General features: G+C 35.7%; 23 protein-coding genes and 1 pseudogene. 16 read left to right on the forward strand and 8 right to left on the reverse strand.

Annotated elements, in window-relative coordinates:
- The first annotated feature begins 97 nt into the window (after positions 1 to 97).
- The gene (locus IQ226_RS02715) at positions 98 to 907 is read left to right on the forward strand and encodes a hypothetical protein (protein WP_193891782.1); all 810 of its coding nucleotides are present in this window, start codon (positions 98 to 100) and stop codon (positions 905 to 907) included.
- 9 nt (positions 908 to 916) lie between these two features.
- On the opposite strand, the gene IQ226_RS02720 is transcribed toward IQ226_RS02715, so the two are convergent.
- Positions 917 to 1,234 (reverse strand): helix-turn-helix transcriptional regulator, encoded by a 318-nt coding sequence (locus IQ226_RS02720; protein WP_193891785.1) that lies wholly within the window; start codon positions 1,232 to 1,234, stop codon positions 917 to 919.
- 237 nt (positions 1,235 to 1,471) lie between these two features.
- Between IQ226_RS02720 and ahcY the strand changes: the two genes are divergently transcribed.
- The 10 genes from ahcY to IQ226_RS02770 all read left to right on the forward strand — a co-directional run bounded on the left by ahcY (position 1,472) and on the right by IQ226_RS02770 (position 7,098).
- The gene (gene ahcY, locus IQ226_RS02725; RefSeq protein ID WP_193891787.1) at positions 1,472 to 2,749 is read left to right on the forward strand and encodes an adenosylhomocysteinase; all 1,278 of its coding nucleotides are present in this window, start codon (positions 1,472 to 1,474) and stop codon (positions 2,747 to 2,749) included.
- A gap of 354 nt (positions 2,750 to 3,103) precedes the next feature.
- Positions 3,104 to 3,853, forward strand: a complete 750-nt coding sequence (locus IQ226_RS02730; protein ID WP_193891789.1) for a hypothetical protein — start codon at positions 3,104 to 3,106, stop codon at positions 3,851 to 3,853.
- 333 nt (positions 3,854 to 4,186) lie between these two features.
- Positions 4,187 to 4,372 carry a type II toxin-antitoxin system HicA family toxin gene (locus tag IQ226_RS02735; protein WP_370567069.1) on the forward strand — a complete coding sequence of 62 codons (186 nt, stop codon included), beginning with the start codon at positions 4,187 to 4,189 and terminating at the stop codon, positions 4,370 to 4,372.
- Positions 4,372 to 4,593, forward strand: coding sequence for a type II toxin-antitoxin system HicB family antitoxin (locus IQ226_RS02740; RefSeq protein WP_193891791.1), 222 nt, complete (start codon positions 4,372 to 4,374; stop codon positions 4,591 to 4,593). Before IQ226_RS02735 ends, IQ226_RS02740 begins: the two co-directional genes overlap by 1 nt.
- 192 nt (positions 4,594 to 4,785) lie before the next feature.
- Positions 4,786 to 5,022 carry a hypothetical protein gene (locus IQ226_RS02745; protein WP_193891794.1) on the forward strand — a complete coding sequence of 79 codons (237 nt, stop codon included), beginning with the start codon at positions 4,786 to 4,788 and terminating at the stop codon, positions 5,020 to 5,022.
- Positions 5,022 to 5,426, forward strand: a complete 405-nt coding sequence (locus tag IQ226_RS02750; protein WP_193891796.1) for a type II toxin-antitoxin system VapC family toxin — start codon at positions 5,022 to 5,024, stop codon at positions 5,424 to 5,426. The genes IQ226_RS02745 and IQ226_RS02750 overlap by 1 nt, the downstream gene beginning before the upstream one ends.
- Positions 5,427 to 5,451: 25 nt before the next feature.
- On the forward strand, positions 5,452 to 5,868 hold the full coding sequence (locus IQ226_RS02755; RefSeq protein WP_193891799.1) for a XisH family protein: 417 nt from the start codon (positions 5,452 to 5,454) through the stop codon (positions 5,866 to 5,868).
- Complete coding sequence (locus tag IQ226_RS02760) at positions 5,856 to 6,185, forward strand: XisI protein (RefSeq protein ID WP_193891802.1); 330 nt, start codon at positions 5,856 to 5,858, stop codon at positions 6,183 to 6,185. Before IQ226_RS02755 ends, IQ226_RS02760 begins: the two co-directional genes overlap by 13 nt.
- 173 nt (positions 6,186 to 6,358) lie before the next feature.
- Complete coding sequence (locus tag IQ226_RS02765) at positions 6,359 to 6,778, forward strand: XisH family protein (RefSeq protein ID WP_193891805.1); 420 nt, start codon at positions 6,359 to 6,361, stop codon at positions 6,776 to 6,778.
- Positions 6,766 to 7,098 carry a XisI protein gene (locus IQ226_RS02770; protein ID WP_193891808.1) on the forward strand — a complete coding sequence of 111 codons (333 nt, stop codon included), beginning with the start codon at positions 6,766 to 6,768 and terminating at the stop codon, positions 7,096 to 7,098. The genes IQ226_RS02765 and IQ226_RS02770 overlap by 13 nt, the downstream gene beginning before the upstream one ends.
- A gap of 106 nt (positions 7,099 to 7,204) precedes the next feature.
- Here IQ226_RS02770 and IQ226_RS02775 read toward each other — a convergent pair whose 3' ends face one another.
- The 3 genes from IQ226_RS02775 to IQ226_RS02785 form a co-directional block, all read right to left on the reverse strand.
- On the reverse strand, positions 7,205 to 7,567 hold the full coding sequence (locus IQ226_RS02775; protein ID WP_193891811.1) for an aspartyl protease: 363 nt from the start codon (positions 7,565 to 7,567) through the stop codon (positions 7,205 to 7,207).
- On the reverse strand, positions 7,564 to 7,881 hold the full coding sequence (locus IQ226_RS02780) for a hypothetical protein (protein ID WP_193891814.1): 318 nt from the start codon (positions 7,879 to 7,881) through the stop codon (positions 7,564 to 7,566). The genes IQ226_RS02775 and IQ226_RS02780 overlap by 4 nt, the downstream gene beginning before the upstream one ends.
- Before the next feature lie 74 nt (positions 7,882 to 7,955).
- Complete coding sequence (locus IQ226_RS02785) at positions 7,956 to 8,420, reverse strand: hypothetical protein (RefSeq protein ID WP_228039208.1); 465 nt, start codon at positions 8,418 to 8,420, stop codon at positions 7,956 to 7,958.
- Between the two features lie 205 nt (positions 8,421 to 8,625).
- On the opposite strand from IQ226_RS02785, the gene IQ226_RS02790 reads away from it, so the two are divergent.
- From IQ226_RS02790 to IQ226_RS02800, 3 genes and pseudogenes are all read left to right on the forward strand, one after another.
- Positions 8,626 to 8,865, forward strand: coding sequence for a type II toxin-antitoxin system Phd/YefM family antitoxin (locus IQ226_RS02790; RefSeq protein WP_193891820.1), 240 nt, complete (start codon positions 8,626 to 8,628; stop codon positions 8,863 to 8,865).
- The gene (locus IQ226_RS02795; RefSeq protein WP_193891823.1) at positions 8,862 to 9,248 is read left to right on the forward strand and encodes a type II toxin-antitoxin system VapC family toxin; all 387 of its coding nucleotides are present in this window, start codon (positions 8,862 to 8,864) and stop codon (positions 9,246 to 9,248) included. Before IQ226_RS02790 ends, IQ226_RS02795 begins: the two co-directional genes overlap by 4 nt.
- Before the next feature lie 337 nt (positions 9,249 to 9,585).
- Positions 9,586 to 9,859: pseudogene (locus IQ226_RS02800) on the forward strand (XisI protein).
- A gap of 111 nt (positions 9,860 to 9,970) precedes the next feature.
- Here the strand turns inward: IQ226_RS02800 and IQ226_RS02805 are convergent.
- Positions 9,971 to 10,294: a type II toxin-antitoxin system HicB family antitoxin gene (locus tag IQ226_RS02805; protein WP_193891826.1), complete on the reverse strand. Its 324-nt coding sequence runs from the start codon at positions 10,292 to 10,294 to the stop codon at positions 9,971 to 9,973.
- 388 nt (positions 10,295 to 10,682) lie between these two features.
- A complete protein-coding gene (locus tag IQ226_RS02810) occupies positions 10,683 to 11,648 on the reverse strand; it encodes an N-acetylmuramoyl-L-alanine amidase (RefSeq protein ID WP_193891829.1) in 966 nt (321 codons plus the stop codon).
- 163 nt (positions 11,649 to 11,811) lie between these two features.
- Between IQ226_RS02810 and bchH the strand changes: the two genes are divergently transcribed.
- Positions 11,812 to 15,495, forward strand: coding sequence for a magnesium chelatase subunit H (gene bchH / locus IQ226_RS02815; RefSeq protein WP_193891832.1), 3,684 nt, complete (start codon positions 11,812 to 11,814; stop codon positions 15,493 to 15,495).
- Positions 15,496 to 15,582: 87 nt separating this feature from the next.
- On the opposite strand, the gene IQ226_RS02820 is transcribed toward bchH, so the two are convergent.
- Positions 15,583 to 15,936, reverse strand: coding sequence for a type II toxin-antitoxin system VapC family toxin (locus tag IQ226_RS02820; protein WP_193891834.1), 354 nt, complete (start codon positions 15,934 to 15,936; stop codon positions 15,583 to 15,585).
- A gap of 466 nt (positions 15,937 to 16,402) precedes the next feature.
- Here IQ226_RS02820 and IQ226_RS02825 point away from each other — a divergent pair, with 466 nt between their 5' ends.
- Entirely contained in the window at positions 16,403 to 16,753 is a 351-nt protein-coding gene (locus tag IQ226_RS02825) for a hypothetical protein (protein WP_027402922.1), read from the forward strand.
- 3 nt (positions 16,754 to 16,756) lie between these two features.
- Here IQ226_RS02825 and IQ226_RS02830 read toward each other — a convergent pair whose 3' ends face one another.
- The gene (locus IQ226_RS02830) at positions 16,757 to 17,743 is read right to left on the reverse strand and encodes a cyanophycin synthetase (RefSeq protein ID WP_193891837.1); all 987 of its coding nucleotides are present in this window, start codon (positions 17,741 to 17,743) and stop codon (positions 16,757 to 16,759) included.
- Between the last annotated feature and the right edge of the window lie 288 nt (positions 17,744 to 18,031).

The raw sequence follows: 18,031 nt of genomic DNA on the forward strand, positions 1-18,031 counted from the left end.
GATAAAGGTAGTATCTACTAGCTAATAGGTATTTATGATAAAATATGGCTAATTAAATGTATAATATCTTAGAAAGAATATTTCTGAAAAATTTCCTATGTCTCGACCATCTTTTGTGATTTTTGCCCAAGATTATCTTTCTATACTACTTAGTAATTATGGTAATATTTTCCTGAATGAACTTATTCCCCGCAACCCTAAATTAAGAGTCTATAAACATCCTTCTCGATCTGGTTGGGAACGTACATATATAGAAACACTCTTTACTAATAACCCTAATATATTAGTTAGTCCCGAAGTGGTAGCGGAAGCAAAAATAGTAGATGTATTGTTTGAACCTGATATCAATAAATCTAGGATATCCTTGGGATTATTGGGAGAACTTACTTCAACTCCCTGTATTATTCAACCTTTACGCTGGACACCAAACACGCAGGAACTAAGAAACTGTATAAATCATTTTTTAACGTGGACAAGTGAAACTAATGGCGGGATTATTCCTGTAAATGAAACTTTAAAAGATATAGATCAGGAAAAATCGGAAGAGGATGATAATAAAACTCAATTGATCATCGTTCCCTCTATTTTTCCTGACCATTTTCAAGGATTTGGAATTAAATCATCTGCTGTGAATATTCCAGGTGTTTATAATTTACCTGCAATTTTTTCTACTACTATCGTTGTTACAAATGAACTACCTATAGATATTTCCACTCTCTGGTTGAGGATTTTAGGACGGGGAAAGACTCAAAGACAGGCGATAATAGAACTTTTTCACTCAGGTATTGATGATCCGCTTTATACTTTAGCTCGGCAACAGTTACAACAATGGTATCAATTTTTATTGCAAGGTGATATTGGTAAGGAATCTCATCTGTTAATGCAAACTTTGGCTTCATTAATTTAGAAAATACTCTCACCCCTGCACACTAGCAATTATCTGGCCGATATCCTGGGGAGTTGCACCAGTAGCTAACATTGCACGTATTAATAACTCAATGGAAACAGAAGCATCTCCATTTTCAGCATGAGCAATTCTGGGTTGACTAGAATGAATTTTAGTAGCTAATTCAGTCTGAGTCATTAAATTTTGTCTTCTTACTTTCAAGTTGCGACTGAGAGCTAATTTAATTTCTACTAATGCTGCTTCCTCTGGAGTTAATTCCAAAAATTCTGTCGCTGTGCCAATTTTCCCACCTTTAGCTTCTAGACGTTCTCTCTTTAATTGATCCATAAAATTTTATCTTCTCAGTTTTCACCTGTCCATGGAACCAAACTAGAGGTTTATCAGTTTGTTCCATATTTTTTGTTATATCAAATCTGATATATTTTGCCATATAAATGGAAAAATTACCTTTGCTGATAAATCGGGAATCAGTATTTACGAGAAAATATGGCTAGTTGTCAGAAAATATTGTTAAAGTACGTAAAGGTTTATAGACCTGTTTTATTTTTTAGAGGATAATTCTTCATGATTGCAACTGCTCCCATATTAAAGCACGAGGTTAAAGACCTCGCCCTCGCTCCCTTGGGAAGACAACGGATTGAATGGGCTGGAAGAGAAATGCCCGTATTGAAGCAAATCCGCGATCGCTTTGAGAAAGAAAAGCCATTCGCTGGTTTACGCCTTGCTGCTTGCGCCCACGTCACCACAGAAACTGCCCATTTAGCGATCGCTCTCAAAGCCGGCGGTGCTGATGCAGTATTAATTGCTAGTAACCCCCTATCAACTCAAGATGACGTAGCTGCAAGCCTTGTAGCTGATCATGGAATTGCCGTATTTGCTCAAAAAGGCGAAGATGCCGCTACATATAACCGCCACGTCCAAATAGCATTAGATCATCGCCCCAACATCATTGTTGATGACGGTAGCGACGTGGTAGCAGAATTAGTTCAACATCGTCAACACCAAATTGCAGATTTAATTGGTAGCACCGAAGAAACCACAACTGGTATCGTGCGGTTACGCGCCATGTTTAAAGAAGGCGTTCTTACCTTCCCCGCGATGAACGTCAACGACGCAGACACCAAGCACTTCTTTGATAACCGCTATGGTACAGGTCAATCTACCTTAGATGGGATTATTCGCGCTACAAATATTTTATTAGCTGGTAAAACTGTTGTAGTTGTCGGTTATGGCTGGTGTGGTAAGGGAACAGCCCTCCGCGCCCGTGGTATGGGTGCAAACGTCATCGTTACCGAAATTGACCACATCAAGGCTATTGAAGCCGTTATGGATGGTTTCCGCGTGCTACCTATGGCGGAAGCAGCGCCTCACGGTGATATCTTCATTACTGTGACAGGTAACAAGCACGTCGTTCGCGGTGAACACTTCGATGTGATGAAAGACGGTGCGATCGTTTGTAACTCTGGTCACTTTGATTTAGAACTTGATTTGAAATACTTAGCGGCTAATGCTAAGGAAATCAAGGATGTCCGTCCTTTCACAGAAGAGTATAAATTAACAAATGGTAAATCCGTTGTTGTACTCGGACAAGGACGTTTGATTAATTTGGCTGCTGCTGAAGGACACCCCAGCGCAGTTATGGATATGAGTTTTGCTAACCAAGCTTTGGCTGTTGAATACCTGGTGAAGAATAAGGGTAGTTTAGCTGCTGGTTTGCATTCTATTCCTAGAGAAGTGGATGAAGAAATTGCTCGCTTGAAGTTGCAAGCTATGGGCATTTTCATTGATAGTTTGACAGCAGATCAAATTGACTATACCAATTCTTGGCAGTCTGGAACGTAAATCATTAATTAGTTGATTTTTTGGGGATAGGCGTTTTGCTTATCCCTTTTTTTATTTAACGAACCGCAGAGACGCAGAGAGCGCAGAGGGAGGATATAATGAGAATTGGTTTGTTTAGATTACAAATATTTTTTGTCTGAATCAGGATACCCAGGATTAGAGGATTTACAGGATTTTGTATGAATATTTATCTGGTAATATTTCAGATTTTAAAGATTAGTTTTCTCTTAATCCTGTACATCCTTAAATCCTGGAAATCCTGATTCAGACAGTAGGGTGTGTTAGCGAAGCGTAACGCACCAAGAAAGATTGATTGAATTAGGACAATTTCAAAAATGATTAGGTAATAAATTCATGAAAGAAAGTGAAATTCAGAAAATTATAGAAAACGCAATTCAAGAAAATAAATTTTTGGATCTTATAGAAGATGAAGATATAAAATCAATAGAATACCGTTATCAATCTTACTACGAACCTGATTCTTTACCATCATTTTTGATTGATTATTTGTCAACTAAAAAAGCAATAATTGCTGCTAGAAATGTACTACAGTTTTTGCAAAATAACCATATTATAGCAAATGCTTCTAAAAGCATTTCTCTCGATAGATCACAAAGGCTATTTCCAGACTTAATACTTTTTAATCATGAAAAATATAAATATATAATCATTGAAATAAAAAGAAGTAGTAAAACAGCAAGAGAAACCATAACAGAAATAATCGCTTATGAATCAGAACTGAAAAATACATTACCATTTTTGTCAAATTATGAAGTTAATTTTTGTATTATATCCACTGAATATCCTGATCTTTTAGATCATTCGATTTCAGGTCTTATTAATTGGGAATCAAAGCAAATACTATGTTTAAAATTAGATGAACAAGACTTAAATCTTAGAATCCATATACCTAGTGTATGGACTTCTACGGGAAATATAACCTTTCCACCAAATGCTATATCTACTTTTCATATCATTCTGTATCAACACAGCGATGAAAATACTTTAGCAGATGCAGAATCAGCTATTTTCTATGCAGCCAGTATCATTGCTAGAGAAGGTGATAGAAATAACTCACAATATAGATTGGATATGGATACGTGAAAAACTGCTATATTTGCGGGATAAAGGCGTTAAATTTCCTGCTGTAGAGGTTAAAATTAATGGAGTTATTAATATAGTAGACTGTAGTGAAGAAATGGATATGAATCCTATTAAAAATAACATTGATTTCACAAACAATTTCCCTTTTATACTCTCATATCCCGGAATGAAACAAGTCTTAATCAAAAAATGGAAAGAATTATACTTATCTAACTAAATGAAATTAGGATAGAATTTAATGTAAAATAATGATAAAATAAAGTAATATCTAAAAAGCGTAAATTACTGGAGAAAGTTCTTTCAGGATCTAAAAATCTTCAATTTGATGATTTAGTGACATTAGTTGAAGCCTTTGGTTTTTCCCTATCACATATCAACGGTAGTCATCACATTTTTACACATCCAACTATCCCCGAACTAATTAACTTACACAATCGCAATGGTAAAGCTATTCCTTATCAAATTCGGCAATTTTTAATATTAATTGAAAAATATTCCTTAACTATGGAGAATGAATAATGAAACACTATCACATTAATATTTTCTACAGTCAAGAAGATGAAGGTTATATTGCTGATATTCCTGATTTAAAATATTGTTCAGGATTTGGTTTAACAGAAGAAGAAGCGCTGCAAGAAGTTCTCAAAGCCAAAGCTGCTTGGTTAGAAGCTGCGAAAATAGAAGGTAAACCGATTCCCGAAGCAAGATATAAACCTGTAATTTATCAAATAGCTTCATAATTATGTAGATTTGGTTGAGAAAACCCAACATCTTTATAATTTTATTGCGTTGGGTTACGCTTTGCTTAACCCAACCTACGAATTATTACTAGGTAAAGAATAATGAAAGTAGGATAGAATTTAATGTAAAACAATGATAAAATAAAGTAATGTCGAAAAAACGTAAATTACTAGAGAAAGGAAAATTAAAAAATGGAAAGTTTAAGACTGCGATCCCGCATTGATAAAGATGGACTATTAAAAATTCATTTACCACAGGCTAAAGAAGGAACTGAATTTGATATTATTGTTATTTATGAAATAGCTGTACCAAAAGAAGAAACAGCCACAGAACAAACCATGAAATTGAGTGATTTTTATGGTTGTATCCAAGATGAAACATTTATTAGACATCCACAATTAGAACAACCTGAAAGAGAAGCATTCTGATGATTTACTTATTAGATACCAATACCTGTATTATTTATCTTAAAGGTAAAAATATTCATCTAAAAGAGAAATTAGATAGTATCTCAACTTCTGAAATTGCAGTTTGTTCTGTTGTGAAAAGTGAGTTATTCTATGGCGCTATGCGGAGTGCTAAACCAGAGAGTAATTTAAAATTACAACAAGCATTTCTTGATAAATTCGTCTCTTTACCCTTTAATGATGAAGCAGCTATAATTTTCGGTAATATTCGTGCTGAACTTACTAGCAAAGGAACACCAATTGGTGGTTATGATTTACAAATTGCTGCTATTGCTTTAGCTAATAATTTGATATTAGTTACACACAATACTAGGGAGTTTTCCCGCATTCCTCAATTACAATTACAAGACTGGGAAATAACATAATTAAACATCATCACTTTAACTTTATATGTCAGCGAAAGATTTTTTTCACAATGCAGTTAGGTTAGCTTTAGAAAAAGATGGTTGGTTAATTACTGATGATCCTTTATCATTTACAGTAGATAGTCTTGATTTTAGAATTGATTTAGAAACAGAAATACTTTTAGGAGCAGAAAAAGAAGGTCAAAAAATAGCAGTTGAGGTAAAATCTTTTTTAGCTGACTCAATCGTAAATGAATTTCATACCGCTTTAGGACAAACACTTAATTATCGTACTGTTTTAAGAAAAAAAGAACCCAACCGCATTTTATATCTAGCAATTGGTAATGACATATACAAAGAGTTTTTTCTAATTCCGTTTATTCAAGAAATAATTGCTGAACATAAATTAAAATTATTGATTTTTGAAATTATTAAACAGGAGATTGTTTTATGGAAGGAATGAATTATCCTGAATTAGTAAAAACCGTGTTAGCAAGACATACCGAAAATCATAGATCAGAAGGAACCGAAAAGGAGTTAATTTTTGATAGTGAAAGAAATAGTTATTTAGTAGTTCATGTAGGATGGCAGAATAACGAAAGGGCTTATGGTACAGTTATTCATGTAGATATTAGAGATGGAAAAATCTGGATTCAGCGAGATTTAACTGAAGAAGGTGTAGCTAGTGAACTGGTAGAATTAGGAGTACCAAAAACCGATATAGTTTTAGGTTTTAAATCTCCTTTTGTGAGGGGATTTACTGGTTTTGCAGTGTGTTAGTTGTAGGTTGGGTTGAAAAACGTTCGCGTAGCGTGCCGTAGGCATAACCCAACATTTTTATAATTTGATTGCGTTGGGTTGCGATGCGGCTTAACCCAACTTACAAATATAATACAGAGCCATTACTTAAAAAACAAGGTATAATCCAATATAAAATATCACTTTAAATTTTTATGTCAGCAAAAGATATATTTCACAATACAGTTAAAATAGCATTAGAAAAAGAGAATTGGCAAATTACTGATGATCCTTTATATTTACGCCTAACAGCATTAGTGAAAATTAGGATAGATTTAGGAGCAGAAAAGCTAATTGGTGCTGAGAAAGATAATCAAAAGATAGCAGTAGAGGTAAAAAGTTTTCTCGGACTTTCAGCAATTTCCGAATTTCATACAGCAATTGGTCAATTTTTAAATTATAGGATAGCATTAGGACAGCAAGACCCTGAAAGAGTATTATATTTAGCTATATCTGAAGATATATATCAAGAGTTTTTTACTGATAGTTTCATTCAAACTGTTTTACAAACTTATGAAATTAAATTATTAGTTTTTGACATTAATAAGGAGGAAATAGTGTTATGGAAACCTTAAATTATCAAGAGATAGTAAAAGATATTATCTCTAAATATGCAAAAGACCAAGCAGAGGAAGATTTAGAAAATACAGAAATTGTTTTTGATACAGAACGGGATATTTATTTATTGTTATATACAGGATGGAAAGACGAAAATAGAATTTATGGTTGTCCCATTCATATTAGTATTAAAGATGGAAAAATCTGGATTGAAAGGGATTTTACGGAAGAAGGAATTGCTCATCAATTAGTAGAGTTAGGTGTACCGAAAACAGATATTGTTTTAGGTTTTAGATCACCTTATGTGAGACAGTTTACAGGTTTTGCATCGGTTTAGATTTAGATAAACTCTCAATCATCCATTGATTCTGTAAACAAAGATTCCAAATTTCGATAACCACTAACTACACCTCTTTCTCTGCGTTCTCTGCGTGAGAAAAAAATTACCCCAAAGTCAAAATACCTTCTGGAAAATCCACAACTAAACGCAATAACTTTAACCACTCAGAACCCAATAAAATCTCATTAATTCCTTTGCCCACATTCACAGGAATTTGATACTGCTTTCCGTCTAATATCACTTGACCTAAATAAATCTGAAATTTTGATTCACCTTTAGCAGTCCGTAACATTTCCTCCCCACTATACACCCATTCTAATCCATCTAAATCTTGTGTATTAATAGCCATAAAACCTGCAAAGCCCGTATCAAATAGGGCATCTATAGTAAGATTTAAGCCATCATTAGTAACTAATTCAATCTCAAAAAATAATTGCCCATTATCTCCAAAATAACCATCTATCATATTGTGCCAGTTGTCCCTGTTTCATTCAAACAAAAAACGAAATGTCTAGCTTGAGGATATTTTTCCAACATTCTTTTATGAGATTGCATTCTATCCTGATCAATTAAATATTCCCCACTATTGGGTTCTATGGAAATATACCAACCATAATGACTTTCCATATATTCAGAACGGACACGATCAAAAATTGCTCGACAACGCTGATAAAATATTTCATCTTCCGCTTCTCGTTTAGCTAATTCTTCTGGTGATATAGTCAATTCAGGAAAAATTCTTCCTCGTCTTACCATTTTTTTTGATGTTATGTGAGTCATATCATTAACTTGAACTCTATTTATTATTTTAACTTAAATTGTGCTTAATTGCAAGTATTACCATGGCATAAATTTTAACATGATTTCCCCTCTTTATTTTCATCATTAAAAGCTGCTGCTAACTCAGGACTAATAATAGCTGTAGAACTTTCATGCCATTCATGAATAATAGCATCAATCAAATCCCAAGCCTCATTAGAAGTATCAGTTAAGCGAAAAGCCTCACTCACTTCTTTAATAAACTCTTGCAATTCATCAGCATCAAATACGCTCAACCATCCATAAGGATGCTCATAACCTATTTTTTGTCCTAATAATAACCGAAACGCAACCGATAACACCTCAAAAACAGCCTTACTTTGTGTTAGCCCTTTCACTAAATAAGCCACATCTTCACGACGCAATAGCGCAAAAGATTGGTCATTGCGAGTAATAGTAATTGGATGTTCATAAGCTTTGTCTAGAATTCGTCCAGGTTGACGATTCAACTCAGTGGCTGTAATTAGCTCATCTGAGAACGCATTGCTAAAAATTGCCATTGACATGATACCCGCGTTTTCCAGAAACGCTGATTTAATATATGATATTACGTACTATTATACGTAACCCTTGTCATTTGTCAATAGGTAACATTACAAAAACCTTTGTACTTGCAATTCTTCCTTTGCGTCTTTGCGCCTTTGCGTGAGATAAAAATATTCATAACTTCTTGATATACTAGAAACATTCCTAAACAATCATCTCATGTTAACCATAACCATTGATGAAATCCAGAAAAACTTCACTAGCTATCTTCACCAAGTAGCAGCAGGAGAAAGTATAATTATCATCGAATCAGGTAAAGCGATCGCAGAAATAAAACCAGTTTCCCCCACATCTCCACAACTCAGACCTTATGGTTTATGTGCTGGAGAGTTCATTGTTCCAGATGATTTTGATGCTCCCTTACCTGATGAAATTTTGAATAGTTTTGAGGGTAAATGAAATTATTATTAGATACCCATATTTTCCTATGGTTTATTAGCGGTGATGTAAAATTACCGATTCATTTACAAAATAGTATTCGTGATTTAAACAACGATGTCTATTTAAGTTGTGTTTCAGTTTGGGAAGCAACCGTAAAATATCAATTAGGTAAATTACCCTTACCAGCATCACCGGAAATATACCTTCCTAAACAGCGTCAACAGCACCTAATTAACAGTCTCAATCTTGATGAAGAAACTATTGCTCAACTTGTAAATCTGCCATTATTGCATCGTGATCCTTTTGATAGAATTTTAATTTGTCAAGCATTACAAAATAATATGACCATTGTAACATTAGATTCAGCTATTCATACCTATTCCGTCAATGTTTTATATTAGAGCTTTGTCTCATTCCATTTATTGAACGACGCTTATATCTCGCTATTCGTCAAGAAACCTACTCAGAACTATTTCAATAGTTGGTAAAATCTTATTAGAAAATCAACGCCTTTGTTTACTTGTCTTCGACTCCAAACAAGAGATTATACTGCAATGGATACCTTAGATAAATATCGCCAAATCATTCAAAAAATCTTAGAGGTTGTTTGAAAAGTATCAGATGAAACCCATAATCTCCAAAAACCTAACCCCCCTGCCCCCCTTCCCTACCAGGGAATGGGGTTTTCAAAGCCTCTCCCCGCGTCGGGGAGAGGTTTGGAGAGGGGTCAATTTATACATTCAAAACTTTTCAAACACCCTCTTAACTGAATATTCCCAACTTCTCTACGCTTACGGTGAACTAGAAAGACAACTAATAATAGACCAAACAGCCAACCATTACCTACTACTAACACTCTTGCTGGGAAAATAATCAACGAGTGCATGGTTGTTTAGTTCATATTGACATAATCAACGATAAAATCTGGATTCAAAGAGACGGAACAGAATACGGTATAGCCAACGAACTTGTTAACGCTGGTATTCCTAAAAATCAAATTGTTTTAGCCTGACCACCAGCCGATATCAGACAATATACAGAATTTGCAGTTGCTTAGTTTAAAACTCATTATAAAAAAAGGAGGCTTAAAACCTCCAACAAAATAAATTTCATTAATCAATAATCAAGAAAGTTTATAACTGATATATCGGTTCAGACTAACTTTTTCTTCTGCGGCTTCTATAGCTAATTTGCGGTGTAGTGCCGGGGTAATACGTACCTGAAATTTACCACTATATTGCTTCTGGGCTAGTGGTTCTGGAGGTATCTCCCCAGTAGTTTCCATATCAGTTAGTATATCTTTCACTAGCTCTGTAATACCTTTGAGAGCAGTAAGATTATCTTCATGAAGATAAGACAGGCTAGGAAATTCTGCACACAAACCCACAAATTCTTGATCCTCTTGTGACCAAGTAACTCTATATGTATAGTGGTTGTGATTAACCATTTTCCGATTCCTCAGTTTCTTCAATTGCTGCTAATTTTTCGATTGCATCCAAAACTTGTCTAACTTGATATCTGTTTTTAGTCTAAACTCCAGAACTTAAGTTAAAAATGGCTTATCTGTTGGCTTCCACACCCGCCCGGAAATGATAGCGTAGCGTGGCGTAAGCCATATTTCCGGGCTAATAGCGAAAGTAAACTTTAGTTTACTCAAAAATTTCCGAGTTATTTAGTCATCTTCAGATGACTTCTGCTATTAGACTGGGAATTCATTCCCAGGCGGGCTTTACCCCTACGTTTAGAATCAAACAGTCAAGCCCTTATAAAAATATAAATTTGTTTCTAGTATAGGGAGTAAAACCCCCTATTTACCAGCAATATCCTTTATGCTCCTAACCTATCAATTTCTGCCAAGTCATTGCCCCAATAATACCATCAGCAGTTAAACCATTTTGCTGTTGAAATTTCTTGAGTGCTGCTTCCGTTTGCGAACCATAAATACCATCGGGATTAGCACCTATACGAAATTGTAAGTACCTGATAATTACGCCACTAGCATGAGTTCCTTGAATAACTCGTTTAGCTAATATCTGATTGATAGCATTCCAGGTAGTGTTACTAGCAATTCCTGTTGGTAAAACTCCCACAATTCTCTGGAATTTTTCCGTTGCTGAAGATGTAGCTGCTCCCATGCGATTATCTTCTACTAAGGGACGATTATTTTTATCAGTAATTTTCAGCCGATTTAAAGCCTGTTGTAGTCTGAGAATGCTCTTATCTTTATTCTGTTCCTCATCTATAACAGGATTTACAGGCGTATTAGAAGCAGGATTTACAGAAGTACTTGCTACTTTACCTGTTAACCCAACAACTATGGCATTAGCCATTGCTTCACCATCATATATTTGCATATCTTTGGCAGAATCAATGAAGCAACCTTCTATGAGAATTCCTGGCATATTTGTTCTTCTCAGAACATACAGGTGAGAACCACTCTTAACACCACGATTAAAAAAGCCAGATTTGACAATTTCATCTAATACTTTCTGGGCGACTTTTCTGCCAGCGTCGCTAATAGCAAATACTTCTGTCCCATTAGCTTGTCCATTAAAAGCATTAAAATGAATAGATACAAAAAAATCTACTCGGTTATTATTGGCTTTTTCGCACCGTCTACCTAATGATTGATTTACTGTACTGGCACTATTTGGTTTACATGAGATTACTGTATGTCCTAAACTTTCTAATTTAGCGATAACCTTGTTACCCACTTCCATTGTTAACTTATCTTCCGATTTAATGCCACTTGCACCACTATCAGGAGGGCAGTTGTGACCAATATCAATGCCGAATTTCATTTTTATCTCCTTAATTGACTTTGTTGCTATGCCAAGAGTCTGCTACTGGTTAATTTAGTTCCAAAAAGCATAGACATTATTTTAATCTCTAGGTAGAGATTCCCCCATTAATCCCCAAAAATGTTTAAGATCAATGTAAAGAAATATTTCGTAGCAAAAGCGCATGAAACGCATTGTCTTGATTGCTGGGTTTGAATCGTTTAACGCGGACTTGTACCGAAAAGCGGCTGATTTGGCTAATTCCCGGTGTCCAGAGTTGGATATTCGAGTATTTAGCGATCGCAATATTACCACCAATAGCCCGGAAGTAGAAGCAGCCCTCAAAAACGCAGATGTGTTCTTTGGCAGTTTACTCTTCGATTATGACCAAGTTGTGTGGTTGCGAGAGCGCGTCGCTAATATTCCTATCCGTCTTATTTTCGAGTCAGCACTGGAATTAATTAGTTTAACCAAAATAGGATCATTTGCGATCGGTGACAAACCCGCAGGAATGCCTAAACCCGTTAAATTCATCCTTGACAAATTCAGCAACGGTAAAGAAGAAGACAAACTCGCCGGTTATATCAGTTTCCTGAAAATCGGACCAAAGTTATTAAAATTTATCCCCGTCCAAAAAGTTCAAGACCTTCGTAATTGGTTAATTATCTATGGTTACTGGAACGCCGGCGGTTCAGAAAACGTCGCTGCCCTATTTTGGACAATTGCGGAAAAATACTTAGATTTAAAAGTTGGAGATATACCCCCACCTATCGAAACCCCCGACATGGGTTTATTACATCCCGAATATCAAGGGTTTTTTAGATCACCGCGTGAATATTTACAATGGTATCGGAAAAGAGACCAGGACGTAGGGGCGCAGGGCCTGCGCCCAATCATCGGTATCCTACTTTACCGAAAGCACGTTATCACCAAACTGCCCTATATTCCCCAACTAATCCGCTATTTTGAAAAAGCCGGGTTAACCCCCTTACCCATCTTTATCAACGGCGTAGAAGGTCACGTAGCCGTCAGAGATTGGATGACCAGTGACTACGAAACCCAACAACGTCAAAGAGGTAACATTGAAACTCCTTCCCTTACCACAGAAGCAGTAAAAATTGATGCCATAGTTTCTACCATTGGATTTCCCCTCGTTGGTGGTCCGGCTGGTTCAATGGAAGCCGGAAGACAGGTGGAAGTAGCTAAACGCATTCTCACAGCCAAAAATGTCCCTTATATCGTCGCTGCACCTTTATTAATTCAAGATATTTACTCTTGGACGCGCCAAGGTGTAGGCGGTTTACAAAGTGTTGTCCTATATGCTTTACCAGAATTAGATGGTGCGATTGATACAATTCCCCTCGGTGGTTTAGTCGGTGAACAAATTTATTTAGTTCCTGAACGAATGCAGCGATTAACTAATAGAGTTAAAAACTGGGTTTCCCTCCGCCAAAAACCTATTTCCCAACGAAAAATAGCCATTATTTTATATGGTTTTCCCCCTGGCTATGGTGCAGTGGGAACTGCGGCATTATTAAACGTTCCCCGTAGTTTAATTAAATTACTTCATGCACTCAAAGCACAAGGTTATAATGTCGGCGAAATTCCCGAAGATGGAGAAGAATTAATTCGCCAAGTTAAAGAAGCAGACGAAATTAATCCCATAAATGTAGAGACGTTTCATGAAACGTCTCTACAAAATAAAAATACCGTTAATGCCAGAACATTAGAAAAATGGTTAGGCTATCTTTTCACAACTCGCATTGAAAAACAATGGAAATACCTCACTGGTAGCGGTATTAAAACATACAATGATGAGTTTAATGTTGGTGGTGTGCAATTAGGAAATGTGTGGATAGGTGTCCAGCCACCTTTGGGAATTCAAGGTGATCCCATGCGGTTAATGTTTGAAAGAGATTTAACCCCCCATCCCCAATATGCAGCTTATTATAAATGGCTACAAAATGATTTTCAAGCTGATGCAGTTGTTCATTTTGGAATGCACGGAACGGTAGAATGGTTGCCCGGTTCACCATTAGGAAATACTGGCTATTCTTGGTCGGATATTCTCTTGGGAAATATGCCCAATCTATATATCTATGCCGCAAATAATCCTTCTGAATCAATATTAGCTAAACGTCGCGGTTATGGAGTATTAATTTCTCACAATGTCCCTCCCTATGGACGCGCCGGTTTATACAAAGAGTTGGTGAATTTACGCGATTTAATCGCCGAATATCGGGAAGATCCAGAAAAGAATTATCTGTTAAAAGAAGGCATTTGTAAAAAAATAGTTGATACTGGTTTGGAGGTAGATTGTCCTTTTGATGATGCCAAAAGGTTGGGTATTCCCTTTACACCGGAAAATGTGAGGATGTTTAGTAATCATGCTTTTGATCATTATTTGGTCAAGTTGTATGAATATCTCCAAGTTCTCGAAAATCGTCTTTTTTCCTCTGGTTTACATACTTTAGGTGAAGCACCAAATCAGGAGGAGTTAATTGGTTATTTGGATGCTTATTTTGGCAACGAACCACAGAGGCACAGAGAACACAGAGAGGAGGAGGAAATTACAAGGTTATTAAATCAATCTACTGATGAGTTAACGAATCTTTTAAGAGGTTTAAATGGTGAATTTATTCCTCCTGCACCTGGTGGAGATTTATTGCGTGATGGTGCTGGTGTTTTACCGACGGGTAGGAATATTCACGCTTTAGATCCTTATCGGATGCCTTCTCCTGCGGCTTTTGAAAGAGGTAAGGAAATTGCCAAGAAAATCATCTCTCAGTCTTTGGATGAAAATAAGAAATATCCAGAAACTGTGGCGGTTTTATTGTGGGGTTTGGATGCTATTAAAACCAAAGGTGAATCTTTGGGGATTCTTTTAGAATTGGTAGGTGCTGAACCTGTGAAGGAAGGAACAGGACGCATAGTTAGATATGATTTAAAACCTCTGGCTGAGGTTGGACATCCGCGTATTGATGTGTTAGCAAATCTATCGGGAATTTTTCGAGATAGTTTTGTAAATATCATTGAATTGTTGGATGATTTATTTCAACGGGCTGCGGAAATTGATGAACCAGAAGAAATGAATTTTATTAGAAAACACGCTTTGATTTTGAAAGCTAAAGGTGTGGAAAATTCTTCGGCCAGATTGTTTTCTAATCCTTCTGGTGATTTTGGTTCTTTAGTTAATGATAGAGTGGTTGATGGTAATTGGGAATCTGGAGAAGAGTTGGGGAATACTTGGGAAAGTCGCAATGTCTTTAGTTATGGTAGAAATGATAAAGGACAAGCTAGACCAGAAGTATTACAGACCCTATTAAAAACTAGCGATCGCATAATTCAAGAAATAGATTCGGTAGAATATGGATTAACCGATATTCAGGAATATTATGCCAACACAGGCGGTTTGAAAAAGGCCGCAGAAAAACAAAGCGGCAAAAAAGTACAAGCCAGTTTTGTCGAAAGTTTTTCTCAAGACACCACACCCCGCAATTTAGATGATTTATTGCGAATGGAATACAGAACCAAGTTATTAAACCCCAAATGGGCGGACGCAATGGCTAATCAAGGTTCTGGAGGTGCTTTTGAAATTTCCCAACGCATGACAGCATTAATAGGTTGGGGTGGAACTGCCGATTTTCAAGACGATTGGGTATATGATCAAGCAGCAGAAACCTATGCTTTAGATCCAGAAATGGCAGAAAAATTACGCAAAGCCAATCCTGAAGCATTTAGAAATATTATTGGGAGAATGTTAGAAGCATCAGGACGCGGTTTATGGCAAGCTGACGGAGATAAATTAGATAAACTGCGGAAGTTGTATGATTTAACTGATCAAGAACTAGAAGGAGTAACCGCGTAAAAAATCCCAAATTAATTGTAGGTTGGGTTAAACGAAGTGCAACCCAACACATTCACAATTTTCTAGAGAACCAAGAAAAAACATCTGCTAAATAATTTCAGTTTTCACTTCTGAAGCTATTGGAGATTTCCAACATTCTAGCTTTAGAGGTCTTACTTTACTCATTTGCTTAAAATCACTATCTTCAGAAATAATAGTTAAATCATATTGTATTGCTGTACAAGCTATCCATAAATCATTGGGATGTATTCCCGCATCTTTGATTTTAAATTTTCTTCTTTTTTCTTTCTCTTTAGGTGCAAATTTGTTAATTATTTCTGCATGAAATTGACCACAAATTTTAGATGTTTCTTCATCTATAGAATATATTTTTGTTAAACTTTGAGTAAATGAATTGAATATTACTAGATTCTCTTCTCTTTTATCCGACTTTTCCGCCATTAATATCAATTGCTATTTTAACTGAAAAACACATAATAATCCAGTCCGCTAGTTCCTAATATAGCCTTAGCAAAAAATTGTTAACTCAAACTTGATTATCACTTAGTCCTAAATTGGGTTAACCAAAGTACAACCCAACACATTTAGAATATAGTATTTCCTAATCAAATCGTGCGGGGTGGAGTTTTTGTACCTCACCTGAATAGAAATTACAATAACACAAAATAAAAAAGCTATCTACAGTCTTGAAATTATCCTCTAAATCATAGATAATACAATGTAACAATCAAATAAACCCTAGCACTCACAAGGTTTGAGTGCTAATTTCTAGCTTGATCTTCAAACTGATGTAGTAGGCAAAAATTCTCCTTTTCCTAGATAGAGTTAGCGGACTTTTCCGCCATAGATTCTTGCCTAAAATTCAAGTTTCTCGACAGTTGATAAATTCATTTGGAGGACTAGAATGATTAAATACAGTTTCAATCTGGTAGGTGTATCTCCTGTTTTGCATTTTTTCAATCACCAACAACAGAGTTTTATAAAACCGCAGCATCAAGGCATAGAATATATAGGAACTCATACTTGCACATTAGATGCCTTTCTATCATCCATAGAACCAATCCCCGTTAAATGGGGTTGGAACTTAGATCAAGTAGTAGATACAGTCATTGACTTTTGGATGAATAATGCTGAAAGTATTAACTATTGGAAATCTCGGTTAAACGATGCCGGACATGATAGTTTACTTGTAGCTAGAGTCGCAGATATGAACTCTTTGTCAGAGGAACTTGAATCACTACTCAGAAAAAACTTGTAACCTTTAACCATCATTCTCTATCACTTGGAGAATTTTCAAATACAGCCCTTCCACTCTCTTTGCTGCTACCTCACCACTAGCAGCATAGTGATTTAACCCAGGAGAACCATTAATCTCAATCAGCGTATAATCTACCATCGGCATAGTAATATCATCGGTAAGTATATCCACCCCAGCTAATCTTAGTCCCATATCCTTAGTAATATTAATTGCTAGTTTCTGAAAGTCAGAATGAATAGTTTCCGAAAAATCTACCGCTTCACCTCCACTCGATAAATTAGCACTATCTAAAAGATAGACAAGATTATTATTGGGAATCACACTATCCCAATCAAGATTTTGTGTTTTTAATTTTTGGGAAATGCGAAAATCATCAAATTTAATCACATTTTTTCTACCCGCACTAATAATTTTTTCCTGTTTTTGTTGTAGCAACTCCAAAACATTAGATATACCATCACCAACAACACATAAAGGAATTCTTTGATAAGCCGTAATCACCTCATCATCCAACACCACAATTCTATAGTCATTACCACTATAAAACTTTTCAACAATCAACCCTGATTTAATTTGGAATATCTTATTAGCAACATCATAATATTCCTCCTGATTATGCACCTTAGTCACCAATATACCTTGACTCAGATTCAGCGGCTTCACAATCACAGGAAATCCCATTGATTGTGCATAATTAAATCCATCATCAATATTTCGGGGGTGATCTATTTTAGCACACATCTGATCACTGAAAAACGTCTTGCCCTCTGTCACCCGATATCCAAAGTGCTTCAGGAAAAAATTACTGTAGGCTTTATCTTTAGCTAATTCGGCTGATGCAAAACCATTAATATTCAATTTGGCATGACTAAAAACTGACTTCTTCCCATTTTTAAACGTAATATGCCCTACAAATTCATATTCTGGTTCAACTAAAACCACCGCCCCTATTTGCAATGCTACTTTTTGGATGATTGATGTAATTGACATTTTTTATTTTCTCGGATTCTTTCAAAATTACCCTGAAGAAGTATGGCAATATCCGTAAATACAGCAGGTTACGTATTTATGAGGTACAAAATCTAAATGGAGACCTATACACCAAGCCAGTTCTACTCCTGACTCCTGAATTATGCCATATATTATACAATGATTTTAATTTCTTATGTATGCCTAAACACTAAATTATTCAGTAAATACTCATCGGCATTAAATAAAACTAAACATTATTAAAAGATAAATTGTTGCATCACGTATTGACAACTTTGAAAATATGTA

The organism is Dolichospermum sp. LEGE 00240, from assembly GCF_015207875.1.
GTDB lineage: Bacteria > Cyanobacteriota > Cyanobacteriia > Cyanobacteriales > Nostocaceae > Dolichospermum > Dolichospermum gracile.